Consider the following 19964-nt stretch of genomic DNA (forward strand, 5'->3'; position numbering starts at 1 on the left):
AAGAGAGATGAGTGAAGTAACTATCGAGTACTGCGGACAGTACTATCCTGTCCAAGACGCCAAGCCCTTCACCATCGGCCGAGAAGGCGATCTGGCCATCGACGACAATCCCTACTTGCACCGGCACTTCTTGACGATTACCAAGCAAAGCGGGCTGTGGTGGCTTAATAACGTCGGTAGCCGGCTGACCGCGACGATTGCTGACCGTACCGGCGGACTGCAGGCCTGGCTCTCGCCGGAATCGAGCCTGCCCCTGGTGCTGAACCGGGTGGGCGTGGTTTTCACCGCCGGTCCCACCACCTACGAGCTATCGATTCATGTTGCGCAGCCCGCATTCCGGCAGGCCTACATGGACTACGACGCTTCGGGCGAGACCACCATTGGCCCGGTGGTGCTGACCAGTGCCCAGCGGGCCTTGGTCGTTGTCCTTGCTGAGCCGATGCTGCGCCGTGAAGGCACTGGCTTGAGTTCAATTCCCACGAGTGCCGCTGCCGCCGCCCGGCTGGGGTGGGGAATTACGAAGTTCAATCGCAAACTCGATAACGTCTGCGACAAATTGGACAAGGCCGGCGTGGCCGGGCTGCGCGGGGGACCTGGAAAATTGGCCACCAACCGCAGGGCGCGACTGGTGGAACATGCTGTGAGTTCGCATCTGGTGACTCGTGCAGACCTAGCCATCTTGGACTTCGAAGTTCCCGACGAAGACTAGGATGCCAGCGGCGCTGCACAGAGCAATGGCCCGGAAAATTCCGCTAGGGAACGTTCCGGGCCATCGCTTTCAGCAGGCCTTAGCGCCGGCCAATAGTCCAGCCCAAACGCGGGGCCAGCGCCCGGCGCCTGCGGATCCGGGCTACACGCTTTTTGGGCTCGGCGGCTTCTGGTGCAGGAGCCGGAGTATTGCCCATGGCAGCGAGCAGCGCGGTAACTACCGCCACTTCCTCGTCACTGGGGTTTCCCTTGGTGACGCGGATCTGCGGGGCAACAGGCAACGCAGCGTTCTGTTCCATGGGAGTGCTCCTTATTGGTTTTAGCTGGTACTAGGCGGGCAGGCACTGCTGCTTACAGCGGGATGTTGCCGTGCTTCTTCGGAGGCAGGCTAACGTGCTTCTCGCGCAGCGCGCGCAGGCCGCGAACCAGCTGGAAGCGGGTCTCGCTCGGGGCGATGACCGCATCCACATAACCCAGCTCCGCCGCCTGGTAGGGGTTGAGCAGTTCGGCCTCGTAGTCGTCGATAATCTGTTTGCGGCGTGCCTCGACGTCTCCGCCTTCGGCTTCCACTGCGGCCAGATCGCGGCGGTAGAGGATGTTCACTGCGCCCTGGGCACCCATCACGCCGATTTGCGCGGTAGGCCAAGCCAGGTTCAGGTCCGCGCCCAGCTTCTTCGAACCCATCACGATGTACGCTCCGCCGTAGGCCTTGCGGGTGATCACGGTCAGCTTCGGCACCGTGGCCTCGGCGTAGGCGTAGAGCAGCTTCGCACCGCGGCGGATGATGCCCTGGAATTCCTGGTCCTTGCCCGGCAGGAAGCCTGGCACGTCCACGAAGGTGAGGATCGGGATGTTGAAGGCGTCGCAGTTGCGCACGAAGCGGGCAGCTTTTTCCGAGGCGGCGATATCCAAGGTGCCAGCGAACTGCATTGGCTGGTTGGCGACGATGCCCACGGTGCGCCCTTCGATGCGGGCATAGCCAATCATCACGTTCGGTGCGTACAGCGACTGCATTTCAAAGAAATGCTCGTCGTCGACAACCGACTCGATGACCGTGCGCATGTCATAAGGCTGGTTGGCGGAGTCCGGGATGAGCGTATCGAGCTCCAGGTCCTCGGCAGTGATATCCAGCTCTTCATCGAATTCGGCAATCAGCGGATCCGAGAGGTTGGACGACGGGAGGAAATCGAGCAGTTCCTTGCAGAACTCCACGGCGTCTTCTTCATCGGACGCAAGATAGGTGGCGGTACCGGTATTGGCGTTGTGCTGGCGGGCGCCGCCCAGGGTTTCCATGTCGATTTCCTCGCCGGTAACCGTCTTGATGACGTCCGGACCGGTGATGAACATGTGGCTGGTCTTGTCGACCATGATCACGTAGTCGGTCAGTGCAGGGGAGTACGCTGCGCCACCGGCCGATGGGCCCATGATCAGCGAGATCTGCGGGACAACGCCGGAGGCATGGACATTGTTGCGGAATATGTCGGCGAACATGGCCAGGGAAGCGACGCCTTCTTGGATGCGGGCACCTCCGCCATCCAGGATGCCGACAACTGGGCAGCCGTTGCGTAGCGCAAATTCCTGGACCTTGACGATTTTCTCGCCATTGACCTGGGACAGGGAGCCGCCGTAGACGGTGAAGTCCTGGGAGTAGACGGCCACCAAGCGGCCATCGACGGTGCCGTAGCCGGAGACCAGGCCATCGCCTAATGGCTGCTTCTTCTCCATGCCGAAGGCGGTGGAGCGGTGGACTGCGAGGGCGTCGAACTCAACGAAGGAATCCTCGTCCATGAGCATTTCAATGCGTTCGCGGGCAGTGTGCTTGCCGCGGGAGTGCTGCTTTTCAATCGCCGCTTCGCCACTTGGCGCTTTAGAGAGCTTCTGGCGGCGGCGGAACTCAGCAAGCTTTCCGGCGGTGGTGGACAGGTCGATTGACTCGGCTGCCTCGGTTCTGCCCTGCGTCATGCCTTCGACTCCCTCGAGTTGTCTTCAATGTGTAGGAATGGCACAAGAAAAATGCCAACTAAGCCAGTCTAGCCGGGCAAACAGCTCATTTGTTTGTAGGAATCTTACAAAATGGCTCGATATCTGGTGCGTGGCACGCCAGAATAAGTTACTGAACAGTAGCTTAGTGGGGGATCATCGCGTAATCTATATCACATGACTAATGAATCGCGCACTCTTATCGCACCTGTTCCCGGGAACCTGGAAAACCGCACCATCCTGATGAGCGGCGGTAGCCGCGGCATCGGCCTGGCTATCGCCCTGGCCGCAGCCAAGCAGGGGGCCAACGTGGTCCTGCTGTCCAAGACCGATACGCCGCATCCGGCACTGGAAGGGACTATCCACACCGCCGTTGCGCAGATCGAAGAAGCAGGTGGCAAGGGCCTGGCCGTAGTTGGCGATGTCCGCGTGGACGCCGATGTGCAGCGCGCGGTGGAAGAGGCCGTGGCAAAGTTCGGCGGCATCGACATTGTGGTCAACAACGCCTCGGCCATCAACCTAGCCAAGACCGATCAGCTTGATATGAAGCGCTACGACCTGATGCAGGACATCAACGTTCGCGGCACCTTCCTGCTCTCCAAGTCCGCGCTCCCGTACCTGCGCGCCTCCGAGCATGCCCATATACTCACCCTCTCCCCGCCATTGAACCTGGAACCGAAGTGGGCTGGACGGCATTTGGCCTACACCATGGCCAAATACGGCATGTCGCTGACCACCCTTGGCCTAGCCGAAGAACTGAAGGACGATGGCGTCGGCGTGAACTCGCTTTGGCCGGAAACCCTGATCGATACCGCAGCCATCCGGAACCTGCCGGGTGGACAGGAAATGGTTCAGGGAGCGCGCGATGCTTCGGTCGTGGCAGATGCCGCCATGGCCATTCTTGCCAGCCCGCCGGCCGGAGTCAGCGGAAACTTCTTCACGGATGGCCAGGTGCTGACGCTGGCTGGCGAGACGGACCTGGAGAAGTACACGTTGAACCCCGAAGTCCCGATGGTTGAAGACATCTTCCTCTAGGCAGATGACGAGGCAGGACTAAGCATAATCATCGGCCGGTGCCATAGGGTTGGAGGTATGGAAAACCCGCATGGCACCGACCGCGCAGTTCTCGATTCCCGGCTCTTCACCGAGCTCACCGCCCAGCTGGGATTGGGGCTGGTTAATATCAAGCCAACCTCCGGTTCAACCAATACCGAGTTGGCGCAACTGGCTGGCAATGGGGATGCCGGCCACCTCAGCGTGTACTTCACGGAGCACCAGCAGGCAGGCAAAGGGCGTTTGGGCCGTGAATGGGTAACTCCGGCAGGATCCTCCCTCACCGTCAGTGTCTTGGCAGTGCCCGGTCCCAGCTTCCCTGCCGAATCCCTGTCTTGGTACACCATGCTTGCGGCCCTGGCTTGGAGCCGGGCCGCCGAGAATATCGGCGGCGTCCCCTTGGGCATCAAATGGCCCAACGATTTGTTGGCCGGAGAGCAAAAAGTCTGCGGCATACTGGCGCAAATGGTTCCAACTGGCAACGGCTACGGGGTAGTGGTTGGCACCGGAATCAATGTGAACCAGAACCGGGACGAGCTTCCGGTGCCCACCGCTACGTCCCTGCGTTTGACTGGCGCCCAGAACTTGGACCGCACCGAACTTCTGGCTGAGTACCTGAAGCAATTCGCAGCACTGGATCAGGGTTTCCGCCGGGTCGGCGGCTTTGCGCAGATGCCGTTGCCGGGAAATAATGGAAAATCTTTGCGCCAGCTCGTCAGCGGCAAGCTGGCCACACTGGGACATGAAGTGCGTGTGGAATTCCCCGATGGATCCACGCTGGTTGGCAACGCGGTCGAGTTGGGCGCAGACGGCTCGTTGGTCCTGGAATATGGAACCGGGCAGCGGAAGCACGTGATGGCAGGGGACGTGCACCACGTACGGCGCGCCGACGGAAAGTATGCCTAACCAGACTTGGGTCTTGGCCCGGGACTATTATTGGAGATGATGACCGAAACACGGAGTCGAGAACAGGAGGGGCGAGGAACAACACGATGAAGTTGCCGCTGCATGAAAGGGAACGAGTGATTATCAAAACTCGTGAACATTCCCGAGTGCTGCGCCAGCCCGTGGGAGCCTTCCTCGTATTGACTGCCCTGTGCACCTTCTCGTTGGGCTATCTCTCCCGGGACGATCTCTCGGACTGGCTAGCTGGCAACGCGAATGTGTGGATGGTCGTTTCGGTGGTTCTCTGGGCCGCACTGGTGCTGATCTGGAGCGTGATTCCCTGGGCACGGTGGCTACGCAGCCAAATCGTCTTGACCACCGAGCGGATCATGTTCCGGCCCACATACAACGATGGCAAGCTGCAATCTGTAGGATTATTTACAGTTCGCGACCTCGTCGCGCACAGCAAGGCGAAAAACACCATGACGCGTGCGGGAACCTTGGATATCGTGCTGAACCAGGGATACGTGAGACTCTCACATGTCCCCTCGGTACCGTATTTCCGTTCCCTGGCAATGGAGGCGATGGCGAACCTGCGCAGCAACCAGAATGCGGCACACACCGAAACGACGAACAGTGAGGGCATGGGGGCATGAGCACCGAGCACACCAACACACCCCGAGCAGACTCTCCGCAGTCCGCCGCCGAGGCTGTCCGCGGCGCCCGCCAGCACCCCCCTGTGGCCGCACCGGCCGAGTCGGATCCAATATTCGAACTTGCGCAGGCCATGGAAGGCCCCTTGCGCATTCCGGCCCACACCCCCGACGCTGTCCGCGACACCGTCGCTTCGCTGGAAAGGCGGCTCATCGGCGGCCAACGCGAATTCCGCCGACGCGAGGTCGCTTCTGAGGCCGGTGTTTCCCTGCACTCCGCGCGCAAGCTCTGGCGCGCCATCGGCTTCCCTGAACTCAGCGATGATGAAGTGTTCTTCACCCAGGCCGACAAAGAAGCCCTGGGCACCATGGTGGGGATGGTCCGCGAAGGCAAGCTGACCGAAGAAACAGCCATTTCCCTGATGCGTTCGGTTGGCCAGATGACTGACCGCATGGTGGTGTGGCAGATCGAAGCACTGGTTGAGGACATGATCGCCAACCAGAACATGTCGGACCGCCAGGCGCGCCGCCAGCTTTTCGGCCTGCTGCCCGAAATCATTCCAGCGATTGAAGACCTGCTGCTCTACTCATGGCGCCGCCAGCTGAACTCTGCCGTGCACCGCATGGCATTGCGGGTGGAAACCGGAGTGGCTGCCTACAACCAAGACCGTGGCGACGAAGATGGCGGCACCCCGCTGCCACTGGCCCGTGCGGTGGGCTTTGCCGACCTGGTCTCCTACACTTCGCTGTCGCGCCGCATGAACGAGCGCACCCTGGCCCAGCTGGTGCAGCGCTTCGAAGCCAAATGCGCCGAAGTCATTTCCGTGGGCGGTGGCCGCCTGGTCAAGACCATTGGCGATGAAGTGCTCTACGTGGCCGAAACCCCGCAGGCCGGCGCCGAGATTGCGCTGTCCCTGTCGCGCGAGCTGGCCAAGGACGAGCTCTTCCCGCAAACCCGCGGCGCGGTGGTCTGGGGCCGGCTGCTCTCACGCCTGGGCGATATCTATGGTCCTACGGTGAACATGGCGGCTCGGCTGACCTCGCTGGCGGAACCGGGCACCGTGCTGACCGACGCGATTACCGCAAACACCCTGCGCAATGACGCACGCTTTGTGCTCACCGCCCAGGAAATCACCGCGGTGCGCGGCTTTGGAGACATTCAACCCTATGAGCTCTCCGCAGGCGAGGGAGCAGGACTGGTGATCGACTAATGGCTAAAGAACCAGCACCGGTACCGTTCATCCTCGCCGCGGCAGGGCTGACGGACGTGGGCCGGAAACGAACGCAAAACCAGGACCGCATCCTGATGCACGACATCGTGTATGCGGTAGCCGACGGCATGGGCGGTCACGAAGCTGGCGAGGTGGCCAGCCAGCTTGCGGTGGAAACGATGCAGGAAATCTGCACCTTCGCCAATAAGACGTCGGTTCGGAAACTGCCATCCGTGCCGGATGTCCAGCGCCAGGTGCAGCTGGCTGATGACCGCATTCGCGAAGCGCTTGAATCACGTGGCGGCACTACCTTGTGCGCATTGGTGCAGATCAAGACCCCGGGCAAAGGCCGGGACAATGTGACCGCTCCACTGGCCGCGGTGCCGCCCTGGACCTCAAGTTTCGCGATGACGCAGAACACTGATGTCATCTCCAAGATCACTCCGCAAATGCTGGAGAACCACCGCGCCAGTTTGGCTCCAGCTACCGAGCCGATCCCGGTAGTCGCCGATGAAATCCCGAGCCTGTTGCTGGTCAACGTGGGGGACTCGCGCGGATACCGGCTGCGTGATGGCGCCCTGCAGCAGCTGACCCGTGACCACTCGGCCGTGCAGGAAATGGTGGATGCCGGGCAGATCACCGAGTTGGAAGCCCGCAATCATCCGCACCGGAATCTGATTACCCGTGCGCTTGGCGCCGGCGCCGAAAGCCAGCCGGATCTCACCGTCTTGCAGCCGCGCATCGGCGACCGCTACATGCTGTGCAGCGACGGGCTCTCGGGCGAACTGACCGAAGACATCTTGCAGACCTTGCTGGTGAACTACAAGGACCGCACCGAAGCGGCCCGGATTCTCACCGGGGCCGCACTGGAAGCTGGCGGCCGGGACAACATCGCGGTGATTGTCCTTGATGTGCTGGCAGCCGAGTCCGCGCAAATTGACGCACCTGGGAACTAGGGCTCCAAGCCAGCTAAACTGTCCGCCGGTGGGGCACAATTGAATACGTGAGTGAAAAAGACGTAACACCAGTTGAGGCCTCCAACGTTCCGCCAGAAGCTGACAAGTCCCGCTATGAACAGCTGGTCGAGCAGATCCGTGCCCACCGCGAGGCGTACTACCAAAACGATGCTCCTCTGGTCTCCGACGCGCAATACGATGCGTTGTTCCATGAGCTCCAGCTGCTCGAGGCAACCTATCCCATCCTGGCTGGACAGGATTCGCCCACGCAGGAAGTCGGCGGCGAAGTTTCCGCCGCCTTCGCATCGGTCACCCACGCAAGCCGCATGTACTCGCTGGAAGACGTTTTCTCACTTGATGAACTCGAAGCGTGGCTCGAACGTGCCCAGGTCAATGCCGAACGCCTGCACCCGCAAACCCCGGTCAAGTGGCTGTGCGAAGTCAAAATCGATGGCCTGGCACTGAACCTGACCTACCGCCAGGGCAAGCTGGTGCGTGCAGCTACCCGCGGCGACGGCACCACCGGTGAAGACGTTACCCACAATGCGCTGACCATCGGCGACATCCCGCAGGAGTTGTCCGGCACCGGCTGGCCCGAAGAATTCGAAGTCCGCGGCGAAGTTTTCATTGCCACCGATGACTTCAACAAGTTCAATGAAGCGTTGATTGCCCAGGGCAAGGCGCCCCTGGCCAACCCGCGCAACGCGGCCGCCGGGTCCTTGCGCCAGAAGGACCCGGAACAGACTGCCAAGCGTCCGCTGCGCATGTTCGTGCACGGACTGGGCCGCAGCCGCGATTTCAACCTTGCTGAACAGTCCCAGGCTTACGAGCTGATGCGCAACTGGGGTCTTCCGGTTTCGCCCTACGGCCGCGTTGTCGGCAGCCGCCAGGAAGCCAAGGACTACATTGCCGAGCACGGCGAGAAGCGCCACGATTTGATCCATGACATCGATGGCATCGTCATCAAGGTCGATGACCTGGCCACCCAGGAACAGCTGGGCTACACCTCGCGTGTTCCACGCTGGGCTGTCGCCTACAAGTACCCGCCAGAAGAAGTGCACACCAAGCTGCTGGACATCCAGGTCCAGGTGGGGCGCACCGGCCGCGTGACGCCTTTCGGCGTGATGGAACCGGTCCTCGTCGCTGGCTCCACCGTTGCCCGCGCGACCCTGCACAACCAGGAAGTCGTCAAGGCGAAGAACGTCAAGATTGGCGACACCATTATCCTGCGCAAGGCGGGAGACGTCATCCCTGAAATTGTTGGCCCGGTGCTGCCACTGCGTGAGGGCAACGAAGACCTGCGTGATTTCGTCATGCCTGTCGAATGCCCATCCTGCGGGCAGCCACTGGCGCCGGCCAAGGAAGGCGATGTGGACATTCGTTGCCTCAACGCTGAATCCTGCCCGGCCCAGCTCACCGAACGCGTGGCCTACCTCGGCGGACGCAGCGCCCTTGATATCGAGGCACTGGGCTACGAAGCAGCGGCGGCCCTGACCAGCGGTCCGGGCGAGGACCCTGCCACCCAAGGCGGCATCATTCTGCCTGCTGGCCCCGGCCCGCTGAAAAACGAAGCCGAACTGTTCAACCTCAAGGACATGCTCGACGAGCTTGGCGAGGTGAAGGTATGGCGGGAAAAGCGTTCCAAGGGGGAAGGCACCGGCATTTTCGAGCTCGTCCCGTACTTCTACTCCAAGGCCACCGCCAAGAAGCCGTCAGAGCCAACCAAGAGCACCATGAAGCTGCTCGATGAGCTCGAAAAGGCCAAGGGCAACCCGCTGTGGCGCGTGCTGGTGGCACTGTCCATCCGCCACGTTGGCCCGAACGCTTCGCGGGCCATTGCCACCCGCTACGGTTCCATGGATGCCCTGCTCGACGTCCTTGACTCGGGCAACGCCGAGGCTGAACTGAGCGAAATCGATTCCGTCGGATCAATCATTGCCGAAGCGCTGGTGGACTGGTTCAAGGTGGATTGGCACCGTGAAATTGTCTCCTCCTGGCAGGCCGCTGGGGTGAAGATGGAAGACGAGCAAGATGCGAACATCACCAAGAACCTCGAAGGCTTGGCCATTGTGGTGACCGGTACCTTGGAACACTATTCCCGCGATACCGCCAAGGAAGCGATCATTGTCCGTGGCGGCAAGGCCACCGGCAGCGTTTCGAAGAAGACTGACTTCCTGGTGGCCGGCGAAGCCGCAGGGTCAAAGCTGGACAAAGCCCAGTCCCTGGGTGTTCCGGTACTGGACGAAACCGGATTCGGCGTCCTGCTTGAACAGGGCCCAGACGCAGCGCGCGAGGTAGCCCTCGCCGCACCAACGGAAGGCTAGAAATGGACCGCGCAGTGACTCATGATCCGCTGGTAATGGTTGCCCGCCGGGCCGCCGCCGCCGGCGCCGAAGTACTCAACCGCCGCGATGAATCGCAGTTCAACCTCACCGACAAATCGGCGGCCGGGGACTGGGTGACCGACTTCGACCGTGCCGCCGAGGAAGCAATTCGCGCGGCCATCCTGACCTCCCGGCCCAACGACGAACTGACCGGCGAGGAATATCCAAGTGCCAAGCCTGCGAACCCGAGCGGCTTGCGCTGGAGCATTGATCCGCTGGATGGCACCACGAACTTCGTGCGCAACATCGCCTATTACTGCTCCTCGGTGGGCGTCTGCCAACGCAATGAGGATGGCAGCGAGACCTGGGTAGCCGCGGCCATCGTCGCCCCTGCATTGCAGGTGGAATACTTCGCCGGAAAGGGATTGGGTGCATGGAAGCTTGATCTGCGATCCGGGAAGCTCACACAGCTCACCGGGCCGGCCGAATCCGAGACCAGGATCCTGGCAACTGGCTTCGGCTATGATTCCCAGCGCCGCCAGTTCCAAGCCCAAGTGCTCGGGCAGATGCTCCAGGACTACGTCAATGTGCGCCGACTCGGCTCGGCCGCGCTGGACCTGTGCCTGGTAGCCGAGGGGTCTTTGGACGCCTACGCCGAATATGGCACCCAGGAGTATGACTGGGCTGCCGGCGCGCTGATTGCAGAGGAAGCCGGATGCCAGGTAGGCCGGCCCAGCAGCAACCCGGGCTGGCAGTACGCCGGATTGGTGGATCCAGCCAAGCTCGCGGAGCCTAGCGCCTAGGGAAGCAAAGCTGCTATCCACTGATGCGCGTAATGGATGGCGATGCCCACAGCTACACCGCCGCACACCTGTGCGGCGGTGTGCTGGTAGCTGCGGATCCGGGCCCAGGAAAGCACCGCAAGGAAGAACACCACTAGCGGCATCAGCTCGGCCTGCTGTCCCGCCACCTGCAAAACAACGTAGGTGCCCACAGCCAGGTGCACCGAGACCTTCCACCACAAATTGATCACGGCAACAAGCGCCAATCCAAGCAGGATGCTGAGCACTTCGAGGAAGATCCCGGAACCGGCATCCATGACCCGCAGCACGAGCAGGCCGCACAGGATCAATCCTGCGGTATAGGCATAGATCCCATGCCGCTGACGCCGTACGGTCACGTGCATATCGGTGACCTTGCCGCGCAGGTTCGCCCGGCCAGGATCAGCCACGGAATAATCGTGGTGAACAAGGCGGCAACAATCGACTCGGTCCAGCGCACTGAGGAATCCCGCCATGGCGTTGCCAACAGCAACACGGTGGCCAGGATAATGGGGGAGAGCACGTGCGAAACCACTAAGGCGATTTTTCGCACCGCAAGAGGTGAGCTGGCTGTCGAGGTCTGCTGCATCGGGGTCATTGGCCTTGATAGGGGTAGCGGTTTACTGCCGTCGTGGCGACTAATCCACTGTACACGTGGAGCCGTCAATAATTCCCCTCGCAGGCCGACGGCGATGAGCCCTCGGATCCAACTTCCAGTCCCGCACTGCAACCGTGTACTCCGTCATCTTGGAGCGGGGCGAAGCCATATTGGATCAAGGCCCGGATCTGAAAATCCCGGTTAACGCCGACGGTTCGTTCACCCACGTGCTTCCGGTGGATGCCAGTGAATTGCCCAGCCCGATGGCCGTCATCGTCCAGGCGCAGCCGCAGACCGGAGAATGCGGGGAATCCGACTCCTGCGCGGTGCGCCAGTGGGCTGTGGTCATCGAGCCACAGGACCGCTAGCGAGCAGGATTAGCCTTGCGCGTTGACCAGGTAGTCGTTGCGGATCCGGATGAGCTTGGGCAGGTACCAGCCAAGCACGAGCCGCTCGGCTAGCCAGCCCAAGGGACCCAATGGAGCGCTGAAGCGGATCTTGTCCACCATCAACGTCCCCTGGTCCGACTCGTAGAATTCATGGACGTGGTGGAAGGACTTGAAAGGCCCTCGCTCCTGCTGGTCGGTGAACGTGTGCGGGGCATCCAGGTCGGAAATCCTCGAGGTCATCCGGAAGGGGATGCCGAAATGCTTGGCACGCCAGGTGACCTGCTCGCCTAATCCGATAGTGCCGCTGGTAACCCCCGCCACGGCCTTTTCCTGCGAATCGGCCATTGAACCGGCGTGCGCGTCGATGCTGAGCGATTTCTCGAAGAGGTCGGCACGTGAAGCACCGCAAAGCGTAACGCATTCAAAGTAGACGGCCATGGCTTCAGTATGCCACTGGCTGGGCGGTTTAGCTGACCACGAGGTCTACGACGGTCAGTTCCTCAGCCGCGTCATCGTAGTATTCACGCAGTTTCAGCCCCTTGGCTGCCGCTTCATCAACTACTACCACGGCATCCTGGTGCAGCTGCAGGACGGATGCCGGGCAGGAAGCTGACAGCGGCCCTTCTACGGCAGCGGCAATGGCTTGGGCCTTGCCCGCGCCTACAGCCACCAGGACCAAGCGGCCGGCGTCAAGAATAGTACCTAGTCCCTGGGTGACGCAGTGGGTGGGAACGTGCTCGATGCCGTCGAAGAACCGGGCGTTGTCTTCACGGGTATTGGCCGCAAGGCGCTTGATGCGGGTGCGGCTTCGCAGCGCGCTGCCTGGTTCGTTGAAGCCCAGATGCCCATTGGATCCGATACCCAGAATCTGTACGTGGATGCCACCGGCCTGGGCGATGGCGTCATCGTACGCCCGGGCCGCCGTCTCGATGGCCTCCACGGATGCGGCCATGCCCTGCGGTACATGCAGGCAGCGGGCAGGCAAGCCGATGACATTGCAGACCTCGTTGATCAGCGTCTGGCGGTAGGACTGCTCGTGGGTGTCCGGGATCCCGATGTACTCATCCAAGGCGAAACCCTGGGTATCGGTGAAGTCGGCACGGCCTTCCTGGACCGCACGGGAAAGTTCACGGTACAGGCCCAACGGAGACGAACCTGTGGCAAGCCCCAAATTCGAGGGGGCTCCAGCGCTGTGGTGGGCCAGGCCGGCCAACACGTTGTCGGCAGCGATGCGTGCAACTTCTTCAGGGGATGAACCAATGAGCACTCGCATGGTGGGCACTCTCCGATCTTGGCAGTGATGATTAGTGGAATACAGGTATGGAGAAACCGGGCGGTCCCGCTAGGTGATCCCCAGTTCGTGGAATAGCACGTTGACCGCGCAACCTCGGAGCACCAGATGCTCTGGATCTTCGCTCAGCGAAAGCCGGAAGTTCTCGGCGCGTGCAGTATGCGAGCGCAGGCCCAGTGCTTCGCGTAGCGCTTGCGCGAGAGGCTGATCGACGACTTCCGGGGTCCCGGTGAAAATGACATCGCGAATGTCGAGTACCGAAAGAAGCGGGGCAAGTGCGCCAGCAAGATACGCGGCGATCCGCTGGTCCAGCTGCTCCTTTGGTTCCCCTTCGGCCAGGGACTTCCAGATTGCAGGAACGGAAGCATAGGCTTCCAGGCAGCCGATTTGCCCGCAGCTGCATAAGGCAGTGTCCTGCGCACGCTGGCGGACATGGCCCAGCTCGCCGGCGGCGAAATCGGAGCCGCGCACCAGGGTGTTGTGGGTGATGACGCCGCAGCCCACACCGCGCCCCAGGCGCAGCAAGATCATGTGGTCGCTGCCTTGGCCGAAAGTGTGCTCGGAAAGGATGGCGCAGTCGGCGTCATTGAGGACATGAGCGGCCAGGCCGGTAGCCTGCTCGACCGCAGATCGCAGGTCGTAGTCGCGCCAACCGAACTTTTCGGCTGCGACGACAATTCCCCGATCGGTCACTACGCCGGGCGAGCCAATGCCCACGCCCAGAACCGGTGCGTCGCATTCGGCTAGTGCGGTGTCGAGCAGCTCCAGGAGCTGTACCGTCGCGGCCTCACCGGTTGCTTCACGTGCCTGGGCAGAAAAACTCTTGAGGATGGCGCCATCCAGGTCCATGATGGCCGCCCGGAACGGGACAACGCCGGATAAGTCCACGCCGATGATCCTGAGCCCCGGGCGATTCAAATCGACGAGGGTGGAGGGCTTGCCGGGGCGTTTTTGCTCTTGCTGCCCGGTCTCAATGACGTGCGAGCGGTTGATCAATTCCGCGACCAGTTCCGAGACGGTGACACGTGTCAGGCCGGTAGCGCGTGCCAGATCGGCACGGCTCGAAGCGCCTTGGTCCGAAAGTGTTTGCAGAACCAGAGAGAGGTTGTGCTCCCTCCCATGGGAGGGCAAAATAGCGCTGCCGTGCGACAGCACATTCCAGTCCTTGCGTGGGGAAGTCACAGGGTTAGTTAACTCCATTAACAAACTTGCGGGCAAGTTTTTCTCCCAGTTATTCGCAAGGCACTAATTCCCACCGCGAATCACTGCAGATCAGAGAAGAATTGCTCCGCAAAAATTTCAGCCAGAGCATCATTTGCCTTGGGTTCGGTGACGTGCAGAAAACCATCTGAGCTCGTGGCACACTTGGAGCATCATGACTGACGCGCAAACTTTTTCAACCAGCATTGGCGACTTGTCGATTGAACTGGCTGCTCCCGAGCACTACCAGCGTGTGGGGGAGCTGACCGCAGAGTCCTATTTTGCCGCTGGGCATTTCGACAGCCCGGATAACGAGTACCTGGACTTCGTGCGCAAGGTGGCCGAGCGTGCAGCCCAGACCGAAATCTACGTGGTGCGCCGGGAAGAAGAGATCATCGGTTCCATGACCTTGATCCGGGCGGGCAGCGACTATGCGGACATTGCCAGAGCGGACGAGCTGGAAATCCGCATGCTCAGCGTTGATCCGGCCGCGCAGCGCAGGGGTGTTGGCCGGAGCATGGTGCAGGCCGCCATCGAGCGCGCCCGGCTCATTCCCGGAATCAATGCCGTCTCCCTGACTACCGGCAGCAGCTGGGATTCTGCCCGGGGACTGTATGAATCCCTCGGATTCGTCCACTATCCCGAACGCGACTGGTTTGTGCCGAACACCGATATCGAATTGGTTGTCTACGCCTATAGTCTGCAGCCAAGAAGGATTCAGCCTGGATCCAGGTGAACCGCCCATGACTTCGGCGGACACACGTTGTGGTCTGTCCGAGCGCGTGAATAGAATGGCGCCATGAGTGCTATTCGCCGAAGTGTTGCCGCCCTGTCCGTTGCGTCCCTGGCCATGGGCGCACTAAGTGCCTGCAGTGCTGGCGCGCCAGACCCGGCACCTTCGGCCGATGCACTGGTATCTGCCATGAATAGCGGCGATTTCGGCTCAGTGCAATTCGCTGGGACCAGCCCAGAAGATGCAGCGAAAGCCCAGGAAACTGCCTTTGGCACCATGGGCGAAATCAAGCACACGAGCACTGTTCGTTCGGTGGCCGAAGACGAAGAAGAGCAAGATGGGGTCAAGACTGCTACCGCGAGCATCACCACGGTATGGGATATCGACAAGTCGGACAAGGATCTGAGCTACGACACCCAGGCTGTGTGGGAATTCGACAAGGAATCCGATTCCTGGAAACTGCGCTTTAACCCGTCAATTCTTGCCCCTGAGTTCGAAACCGGCGACTACCTCAAAGCGGCCTTCGACCCTGCAGCACGAGGCAGCATCACCGATGCAGAAGGCGAAAGCATTGTCTCCAATCGGCCGGTGATTCGTGTTGGCATGGACAAGACCCACACCGGAAAAGAAAACTGGGAAAGCTCGGCGAAGAAACTGGCCAAGCTCGTGGACATCGATGAACAGGCCTATGCGCAACGAGTGATGGCCGCTGGCGACAAAGCCTGGGTGGAAGCTATTGTCCTGCGCGATGACGCAACGCGGGAAGTCACCGACGAGGAAATCAAGGGCATTCCGGGTGCCGGCTTCCACAACGACGAGCTGCCCTTGGCACCCACTCGCTCCTTCGCCCGCCCGCTGCTAGGCAGCGTTGGCAAGGCCACCGCCGAGAATATCGAGAAGTCTGAAGGCAAGGTCAAGGCCGGTGACCAGGTAGGCCAATCAGGATTGCAAGCCGCCTACAATGACACCCTCGCGGGAACTGCAGGAGTCTCGGTATCGCAGTACAACGCTGAAGATGAAGCGGTAGCGGAACTGATCACCACAGCCCCGGTAGCAGGCAAGGACCTGAAGACCACTTTGGACACCGGACTGCAGGAAACCGCGGATGAACTGCTGGCCGAAGCCGAATCGAACTCTGCCATCGTGGTCATTCGGCCCTCTGACGGCAGCGTCCTCGCGGCCTCCTCGGGCCCGGTTGCTTCCGGGCTGAACACCTCCTTGCAAGCTTCCTATGCACCGGGTTCTTCCTTCAAGGTCGTGAGCGCCTTGGCGATGCTGCGTGACGGAGCGACACCGGGTACCGAGGTCAAGTGCCCGGCAACCACGGTGGTGGATGGCAAGAGCTTCAAGAACTATGACGGCTATCCTGCTGCCGCGGTAGGCACCATCCCGCTATCCGAAGCAATCGCGCAGTCCTGCAACACGGTCTTTGTGAATCAGGGAACGGAAATTGGCGGCAAAAACCTGGCTGAAGCCGCGGCTGCTCTCGGCTTGCTGGCAGAGGACGGAACCGGTGCCGGTGCAGTGTTCGGTTCGGTGCCCGAAGATTCTGAAGGCACCACCCAGGCCGCGAACATGATTGGCCAGGGCGTGGTGGAAGCATCGCCACTGGGCATGGCCACCGTGATGGCATCGATCCAGGCGAAGTCCACGGTGCAGCCCAAGCTGATCCTGGCGCCAGAACCCCAGGCACCTGCCAAGCCGGCTTCCACGCTGAGCGAAGAGGAAGCAGGGCAGCTGTCCACCATGATGGCCGAGGTCGTGGACCACGGAACCCTGAAGGACCTGAAAGCGGTAGGCAGCGGAAAGATCATCGGCAAGAGCGGCACCGCCGAATACGACGGCGAAAAGAACGCGCATGCCTGGGCCATCGCCGCCCAAGGCGATCTGGCGGTTGCCGCGTTCGTCGAGGATGGAGACGGCGGAGCCCAGACGGCGGGACCGCTGGTGAAGTCCATGCTGGAGGAAGCGGCCAAATAGTACCGCGGGGTGCTGCTCAGCCCCGCTGGGCGAAGTATTCTCCGGCGAGCAGGCTCAGCTGCACCTGGTCGTGGAATACGCCATTGTGGAAGTACACCTCGCGTTGGCGCCCCTCCTGGGTATACCCGGCTTTCTCATAAGCCCGGATGGCCCGCTGGTTGAAGGCGGCAACGCACAGGCTAATCCGGTGCAGTCCCAACTCGCGGAAACCATAGCCGGACATCAACGCGGTGGCACGGGTGCCGAAACCCTGGCCGACGAAGTCCGGGCCGATCATCACCGCCATTTCAGCGGCGCGATGGGGCAACTGGCCGCCATGCAGCGTGATGTGCCCGATGAAGGTTCCGCTGCCGCGCTCAAAGATGCTGAAGCCGGCATCGCCGGAAGAGGGCTTGTTCTCGCTGAACTGTGCGAACATTTCCACGAGCGGAGTCCCGGGACGCGGTTTGATGGTTCGTTGCTGGAGCACCGCCCAGGCCGGGTCGTTCCACCACCCGGCCATGACCGAGAAGTCCTCGTGCTCGGACTCGCGCAGTTCAATGGCGGCATCCCGCAGCAGGTTCTGCCCGTACTGCTGCGCCTGCTGAACTTCATCCCACGGCTCATGTGTGTGCATGAAACCATCGTAGGAGCTATCGGCTGGCCAAAGAACCGTTGCGCTAACACTTGTGCCTAATACCAGCAATTGACAGACTAAGCTCATGGGAATCGTCTACAACACCACCATGTCTCCAACCAAGACCGAGTTGGTGGCAGCCTGGCTGGCCAAGCAGGAGTTCTACACCGGCCAGGGCGCGCCGAAACTTGAAAGTGTTGGCGGATTCCGCCTGGAAGACCCGCAGGGTGAAGTTGGTATCGAGCTGAGCTTCTACGCTGACCACAGCGATACCTCTGACGTGATTTACCACGTTCCGCTGACCTATCGGGATGCCCCGGTTGACGGTGCGGAACGCTACCTACTGGGAACGAGCGAGCACGCGATTCTGGGCACCCGCTTTGTCTATGACGCCGCCGGCGACCCCATTTTCATCGCCCAGGCACGTGAACTGCTGGCCGGGAATGCCACGCCGCAGCACCGGTCCGAGTCCTTTACCGCGGATCCGCGGATCCTGGTCCGCGGCGAGAGTCGGGGCAAAGACGCGGTGATCATCCGCAAACCGGTAGCCGGCGATCCCGCCGAAGCCGGTGTTATCGGGATCTGGGAGAACGCCCTCGGCCAGGACCTGAGCGGTTTGGTATTGCGCACAGCATAACTAATGCCCCGCATATAGGCATTGGGGCAGGCGCGTAAGGGATAGACTTGTCTATGAAACCCAACCGCCATTCTAGGGAGATACATGTCTGCCATCAGCCGTGAGGACGTTGTGCATCTGGCACACCTTGCCCACATCGAGATGAGCGACGCAGAGCTGGACAAAATGACCGGTGAACTCGACGCTATCGTCGGTGCCATCGCGTCCGTCAGCGAAGTCGCCGCCTCCGACGTCCCAGCCACCAGCCACCCGATCCCGCTGACCAACGTGTTGCGCGAAGATACGGTGGGGCAGACGCTGAGCATTGAAGAAGTTCTGCTCAACGCGCCTGATTCGGACTCGGACCGCTTCAAGGTCCCGGCTATTCTGGATGGTGAATAATCCAAGTGAATGAACTGATTAAGCTTTCCGCCACCGAGCTGGCCGCCAAGCTGCGCGCCGGCGAAGCCACCTCCGTTCAAGCAGTCCAGGCCCACCTGGACCGCATCGCCGAGGTTGACGGCGCACTGAATGCCTTCCTGCACGTGAACGCCGAAGAAGCGCTCGCCGTCGCAGCCGAAGTTGACGCCATCCGTGCCGCCGGCGGCGCGCAGGCCGAAGCCCTGCACCCGCTGGCCGGCGTGCCCATCGCGATCAAGGACCTGATCGTCACCAAGGGCCAGCCGACCACCGCGGCATCGAAGATGCTCGAAGGCTGGATGAGCCCCTACGATGCGACCGTGATCGAGAAGATCCGCGCTGCCAAGCTGCCGATGCTGGGCAAGACCAACCTGGATGAATTCGCCATGGGTTCCTCCACAGAGCACTCCGCCTACGGCGTGACCCGCAACCCGTGGAACCTGAACCGCATTCCGGGCGGGTCCGGCGGCGGCTCGGCCGCAGCAGTGGCCTCCTTCGAAGCTCCGCTGGCACTGGGCACCGACACCGGCGGCTCCATCCGCCAGCCAGGCGCCGTCACCGGTACCGTCGGCGTGAAGCCGACCTACGGTGCCGTCTCACGCTACGGCGCGATCGCCATGGCTTCCTCGCTGGACCAGATCGGCCCGGTCTCCCGTACCGTGCTGGACTCGGCCTACCTGCAGGAACTGATCGGCGGGCACGATCCCAAGGATTCCACCTCGCTGCCCAACCCGCTCGAAGGCCTGGTTGCCGCCGCTGAATCCGGCGCCACCGGGGATATCAAGGGCCTGCGCATTGGCGTCATCAAGGAACTGACCGGCGAAGGCTACCAGGAGGGTGTCCAGGCACGCTTCAACGAGTCGCTGGAACTGCTCAAGGCTGCCGGTGCAGAAATCGTCGAGGTTTCCTGCCCGAACTTCAAGTACGCGCTGGGCGCCTACTACCTGATCATGCCGTCGGAAGTTTCCTCCAACCTGGCCAAATTCGATGGTGTGCGCTACGGCCACCGCGTGCTTCCGGAAGAGGGCCCGATGACCATCGAGCGCGTCATGGGCTCCACCCGTGCCGCCGGCTTCGGCGACGAGGTCAAGCGCCGCATCATCCTGGGCACCTACGCCCTGTCCGCCGGCTACTACGACGCCTACTACGGCTCGGCGCAGAAGGTCCGCACGCTGATCCAGCGCGACTTCGAGGCCGCTTTCGAGCAGGCCGACGTGCTGGTTTCCCCCACCGCGCCGACCGTCGCCTTCGAGCTGGGCGCGAACGACAACGACCCGCTGGCCATGTACCTCAACGACGTGGCCACCATCCCGGCCAACCTCGCTGGCGTTCCGGGCATCACCGTCCCGGGCGGCCTGTCCGAGAACCTGCCGGTAGGCATCCAGTTCCTGGCCCCGGCCTACGAGGATGCCCGCTTGTACCGTGCCGGCGCAGCACTGGAAACCCTGCTCGAGAAGCAGTGGGGCCACTCGCTGATCTCGCAGGCACCAGCCATTGACACCGCTTCGATCGCGCAGGAGGCCTAGGCAC

Annotated in this window: 21 protein-coding genes; 14 read left to right on the top strand and 7 right to left on the bottom strand. The window is 61.7% G+C overall.

Translation table 11 applies throughout. The features are described 5' to 3' along the window. The first annotated feature begins 7 nt into the window (after positions 1 to 7). Complete coding sequence (locus tag ACWICV_RS11830) at positions 8 to 709, top strand: hypothetical protein (protein WP_332487805.1); 702 nt, start codon at positions 8 to 10, stop codon at positions 707 to 709. Positions 710 to 788: 79 nt separating this feature from the next. Here the strand turns inward: ACWICV_RS11830 and ACWICV_RS11835 are convergent, their stop codons facing one another. Continuing rightward, positions 789 to 1007 (bottom strand): acyl-CoA carboxylase subunit epsilon, encoded by a 219-nt coding sequence (locus ACWICV_RS11835; protein ID WP_105657136.1) that lies wholly within the window; start codon positions 1005 to 1007, stop codon positions 789 to 791. 52 nt (positions 1008 to 1059) lie between these two features. Beyond that, on the bottom strand, positions 1060 to 2670 hold the full coding sequence (locus ACWICV_RS11840; protein WP_332498391.1) for an acyl-CoA carboxylase subunit beta: 1611 nt from the start codon (positions 2668 to 2670) through the stop codon (positions 1060 to 1062). A 195-nt stretch (positions 2671 to 2865) separates the two neighbouring features. On the opposite strand from ACWICV_RS11840, the gene ACWICV_RS11845 reads away from it, so the two are divergent. From ACWICV_RS11845 to ACWICV_RS11875, 7 genes are all read left to right on the top strand, one after another. Continuing rightward, complete coding sequence (locus ACWICV_RS11845) at positions 2866 to 3723, top strand: SDR family oxidoreductase (protein ID WP_454091056.1); 858 nt, start codon at positions 2866 to 2868, stop codon at positions 3721 to 3723. Positions 3724 to 3780: 57 nt separating this feature from the next. Beyond that, positions 3781 to 4647, top strand: a complete 867-nt coding sequence (locus ACWICV_RS11850; RefSeq protein WP_454091057.1) for a biotin--[acetyl-CoA-carboxylase] ligase — start codon at positions 3781 to 3783, stop codon at positions 4645 to 4647. Positions 4648 to 4733: 86 nt separating this feature from the next. Continuing rightward, complete coding sequence (locus ACWICV_RS11855; RefSeq protein WP_400290211.1) at positions 4734 to 5282, top strand: hypothetical protein; 549 nt, start codon at positions 4734 to 4736, stop codon at positions 5280 to 5282. Next, entirely contained in the window at positions 5279 to 6490 is a 1212-nt protein-coding gene (locus tag ACWICV_RS11860) for an adenylate/guanylate cyclase domain-containing protein (protein ID WP_400290213.1), read from the top strand. Before ACWICV_RS11855 ends, ACWICV_RS11860 begins: the two co-directional genes overlap by 4 nt. Continuing rightward, complete coding sequence (locus ACWICV_RS11865) at positions 6490 to 7446, top strand: PP2C family protein-serine/threonine phosphatase (RefSeq protein ID WP_105657142.1); 957 nt, start codon at positions 6490 to 6492, stop codon at positions 7444 to 7446. The genes ACWICV_RS11860 and ACWICV_RS11865 overlap by 1 nt, the downstream gene beginning before the upstream one ends. A gap of 47 nt (positions 7447 to 7493) precedes the next feature. Further along, positions 7494 to 9770 (top strand): NAD-dependent DNA ligase LigA, encoded by a 2277-nt coding sequence (gene ligA / locus ACWICV_RS11870; RefSeq protein ID WP_454091058.1) that lies wholly within the window; start codon positions 7494 to 7496, stop codon positions 9768 to 9770. Between the two features lie 14 nt (positions 9771 to 9784). After that, positions 9785 to 10573, top strand: a complete 789-nt coding sequence (locus ACWICV_RS11875) for an inositol monophosphatase family protein (RefSeq protein WP_332594782.1) — start codon at positions 9785 to 9787, stop codon at positions 10571 to 10573. Here the strand turns inward: ACWICV_RS11875 and ACWICV_RS11880 are convergent. Then, the gene (locus ACWICV_RS11880) at positions 10570 to 11001 is read right to left on the bottom strand and encodes a hypothetical protein (protein WP_454091059.1); all 432 of its coding nucleotides are present in this window, start codon (positions 10999 to 11001) and stop codon (positions 10570 to 10572) included. The two genes, ACWICV_RS11875 and ACWICV_RS11880, sit on opposite strands and share 4 nt — an antisense overlap. 322 nt (positions 11002 to 11323) lie before the next feature. Between ACWICV_RS11880 and ACWICV_RS11885 the strand changes: the two genes are divergently transcribed. Beyond that, on the top strand, positions 11324 to 11557 hold the full coding sequence (locus ACWICV_RS11885; protein ID WP_105657146.1) for a hypothetical protein: 234 nt from the start codon (positions 11324 to 11326) through the stop codon (positions 11555 to 11557). 9 nt (positions 11558 to 11566) lie between these two features. On the opposite strand, the gene ACWICV_RS11890 is transcribed toward ACWICV_RS11885, so the two are convergent. The 3 genes from ACWICV_RS11890 to ACWICV_RS11900 all read right to left on the bottom strand — a co-directional run bounded on the left by ACWICV_RS11890 (position 11567) and on the right by ACWICV_RS11900 (position 14051). After that, entirely contained in the window at positions 11567 to 12016 is a 450-nt protein-coding gene (locus ACWICV_RS11890; protein ID WP_133833022.1) for an SRPBCC family protein, read from the bottom strand. Positions 12017 to 12044: 28 nt separating this feature from the next. Beyond that, positions 12045 to 12851 carry a glucosamine-6-phosphate deaminase gene (locus tag ACWICV_RS11895; protein ID WP_105657148.1) on the bottom strand — a complete coding sequence of 269 codons (807 nt, stop codon included), beginning with the start codon at positions 12849 to 12851 and terminating at the stop codon, positions 12045 to 12047. A gap of 69 nt (positions 12852 to 12920) precedes the next feature. Then, positions 12921 to 14051, bottom strand: a complete 1131-nt coding sequence (locus ACWICV_RS11900) for an ROK family transcriptional regulator (RefSeq protein ID WP_332487790.1) — start codon at positions 14049 to 14051, stop codon at positions 12921 to 12923. A 193-nt stretch (positions 14052 to 14244) separates the two neighbouring features. Between ACWICV_RS11900 and ACWICV_RS11905 the strand changes: the two genes are divergently transcribed. Together ACWICV_RS11905 and ACWICV_RS11910 are read left to right on the top strand one after the other, a co-directional pair. After that, positions 14245 to 14805, top strand: a complete 561-nt coding sequence (locus ACWICV_RS11905; protein ID WP_332487788.1) for a GNAT family N-acetyltransferase — start codon at positions 14245 to 14247, stop codon at positions 14803 to 14805. A gap of 63 nt (positions 14806 to 14868) precedes the next feature. After that, the gene (locus ACWICV_RS11910) at positions 14869 to 16782 is read left to right on the top strand and encodes a penicillin-binding transpeptidase domain-containing protein (RefSeq protein ID WP_454091060.1); all 1914 of its coding nucleotides are present in this window, start codon (positions 14869 to 14871) and stop codon (positions 16780 to 16782) included. Positions 16783 to 16798: 16 nt separating this feature from the next. On the opposite strand, the gene ACWICV_RS11915 is transcribed toward ACWICV_RS11910, so the two are convergent. Continuing rightward, positions 16799 to 17398 carry a GNAT family N-acetyltransferase gene (locus ACWICV_RS11915; RefSeq protein WP_332594777.1) on the bottom strand — a complete coding sequence of 200 codons (600 nt, stop codon included), beginning with the start codon at positions 17396 to 17398 and terminating at the stop codon, positions 16799 to 16801. Positions 17399 to 17483: 85 nt separating this feature from the next. Between ACWICV_RS11915 and ACWICV_RS11920 the strand changes: the two genes are divergently transcribed. From ACWICV_RS11920 to gatA, 3 genes are all read left to right on the top strand, one after another. Continuing rightward, entirely contained in the window at positions 17484 to 18035 is a 552-nt protein-coding gene (locus ACWICV_RS11920; protein WP_133833017.1) for a maltokinase N-terminal cap-like domain-containing protein, read from the top strand. 84 nt (positions 18036 to 18119) lie between these two features. Beyond that, a complete protein-coding gene (gene gatC, locus ACWICV_RS11925) occupies positions 18120 to 18416 on the top strand; it encodes an Asp-tRNA(Asn)/Glu-tRNA(Gln) amidotransferase subunit GatC (RefSeq protein WP_038989805.1) in 297 nt (98 codons plus the stop codon). Positions 18417 to 18421: 5 nt separating this feature from the next. Further along, positions 18422 to 19960, top strand: coding sequence for an Asp-tRNA(Asn)/Glu-tRNA(Gln) amidotransferase subunit GatA (gatA, locus tag ACWICV_RS11930; RefSeq protein ID WP_442904074.1), 1539 nt, complete (start codon positions 18422 to 18424; stop codon positions 19958 to 19960). Positions 19961 to 19964: the final 4 nt, after the last annotated feature.

This window comes from Glutamicibacter sp. NPDC055354 (assembly GCF_053644955.1).

Bases quoted from the DNA above. Each gene is read 5' to 3' on its own strand.
- ACWICV_RS11915 (WP_332594777.1), bottom strand. From the start codon at position 17,398: ATGCACACACATGAGCCGTGGGATGAAGTTCAGCAGGCGCAGCAGTAC.
- ACWICV_RS11865 (WP_105657142.1), top strand. From the start codon at position 6,490: ATGGCTAAAGAACCAGCACCGGTACCGTTCATCCTCGCCGCGGCAGGG.
- ACWICV_RS11850 (WP_454091057.1), top strand. From the start codon at position 3,781: ATGGAAAACCCGCATGGCACCGACCGCGCAGTTCTCGATTCCCGGCTC.
- ACWICV_RS11905 (WP_332487788.1), top strand. From the start codon at position 14,245: ATGACTGACGCGCAAACTTTTTCAACCAGCATTGGCGACTTGTCGATT.
- ACWICV_RS11840 (WP_332498391.1), bottom strand. From the start codon at position 2,670: ATGACGCAGGGCAGAACCGAGGCAGCCGAGTCAATCGACCTGTCCACC.
- gatC (WP_038989805.1), top strand. From the start codon at position 18,120: ATGTCTGCCATCAGCCGTGAGGACGTTGTGCATCTGGCACACCTTGCC.
- ACWICV_RS11830 (WP_332487805.1), top strand. From the start codon at position 8: ATGAGTGAAGTAACTATCGAGTACTGCGGACAGTACTATCCTGTCCAA.
- ACWICV_RS11895 (WP_105657148.1), bottom strand. From the start codon at position 12,851: ATGCGAGTGCTCATTGGTTCATCCCCTGAAGAAGTTGCACGCATCGCT.
- ACWICV_RS11835 (WP_105657136.1), bottom strand. From the start codon at position 1,007: ATGGAACAGAACGCTGCGTTGCCTGTTGCCCCGCAGATCCGCGTCACC.
- ACWICV_RS11860 (WP_400290213.1), top strand. From the start codon at position 5,279: ATGAGCACCGAGCACACCAACACACCCCGAGCAGACTCTCCGCAGTCC.
- ACWICV_RS11920 (WP_133833017.1), top strand. From the start codon at position 17,484: ATGGGAATCGTCTACAACACCACCATGTCTCCAACCAAGACCGAGTTG.
- ACWICV_RS11910 (WP_454091060.1), top strand. From the start codon at position 14,869: ATGAGTGCTATTCGCCGAAGTGTTGCCGCCCTGTCCGTTGCGTCCCTG.
- ACWICV_RS11855 (WP_400290211.1), top strand. From the start codon at position 4,734: ATGAAGTTGCCGCTGCATGAAAGGGAACGAGTGATTATCAAAACTCGT.
- ACWICV_RS11845 (WP_454091056.1), top strand. From the start codon at position 2,866: ATGACTAATGAATCGCGCACTCTTATCGCACCTGTTCCCGGGAACCTG.
- ACWICV_RS11890 (WP_133833022.1), bottom strand. From the start codon at position 12,016: ATGGCCGTCTACTTTGAATGCGTTACGCTTTGCGGTGCTTCACGTGCC.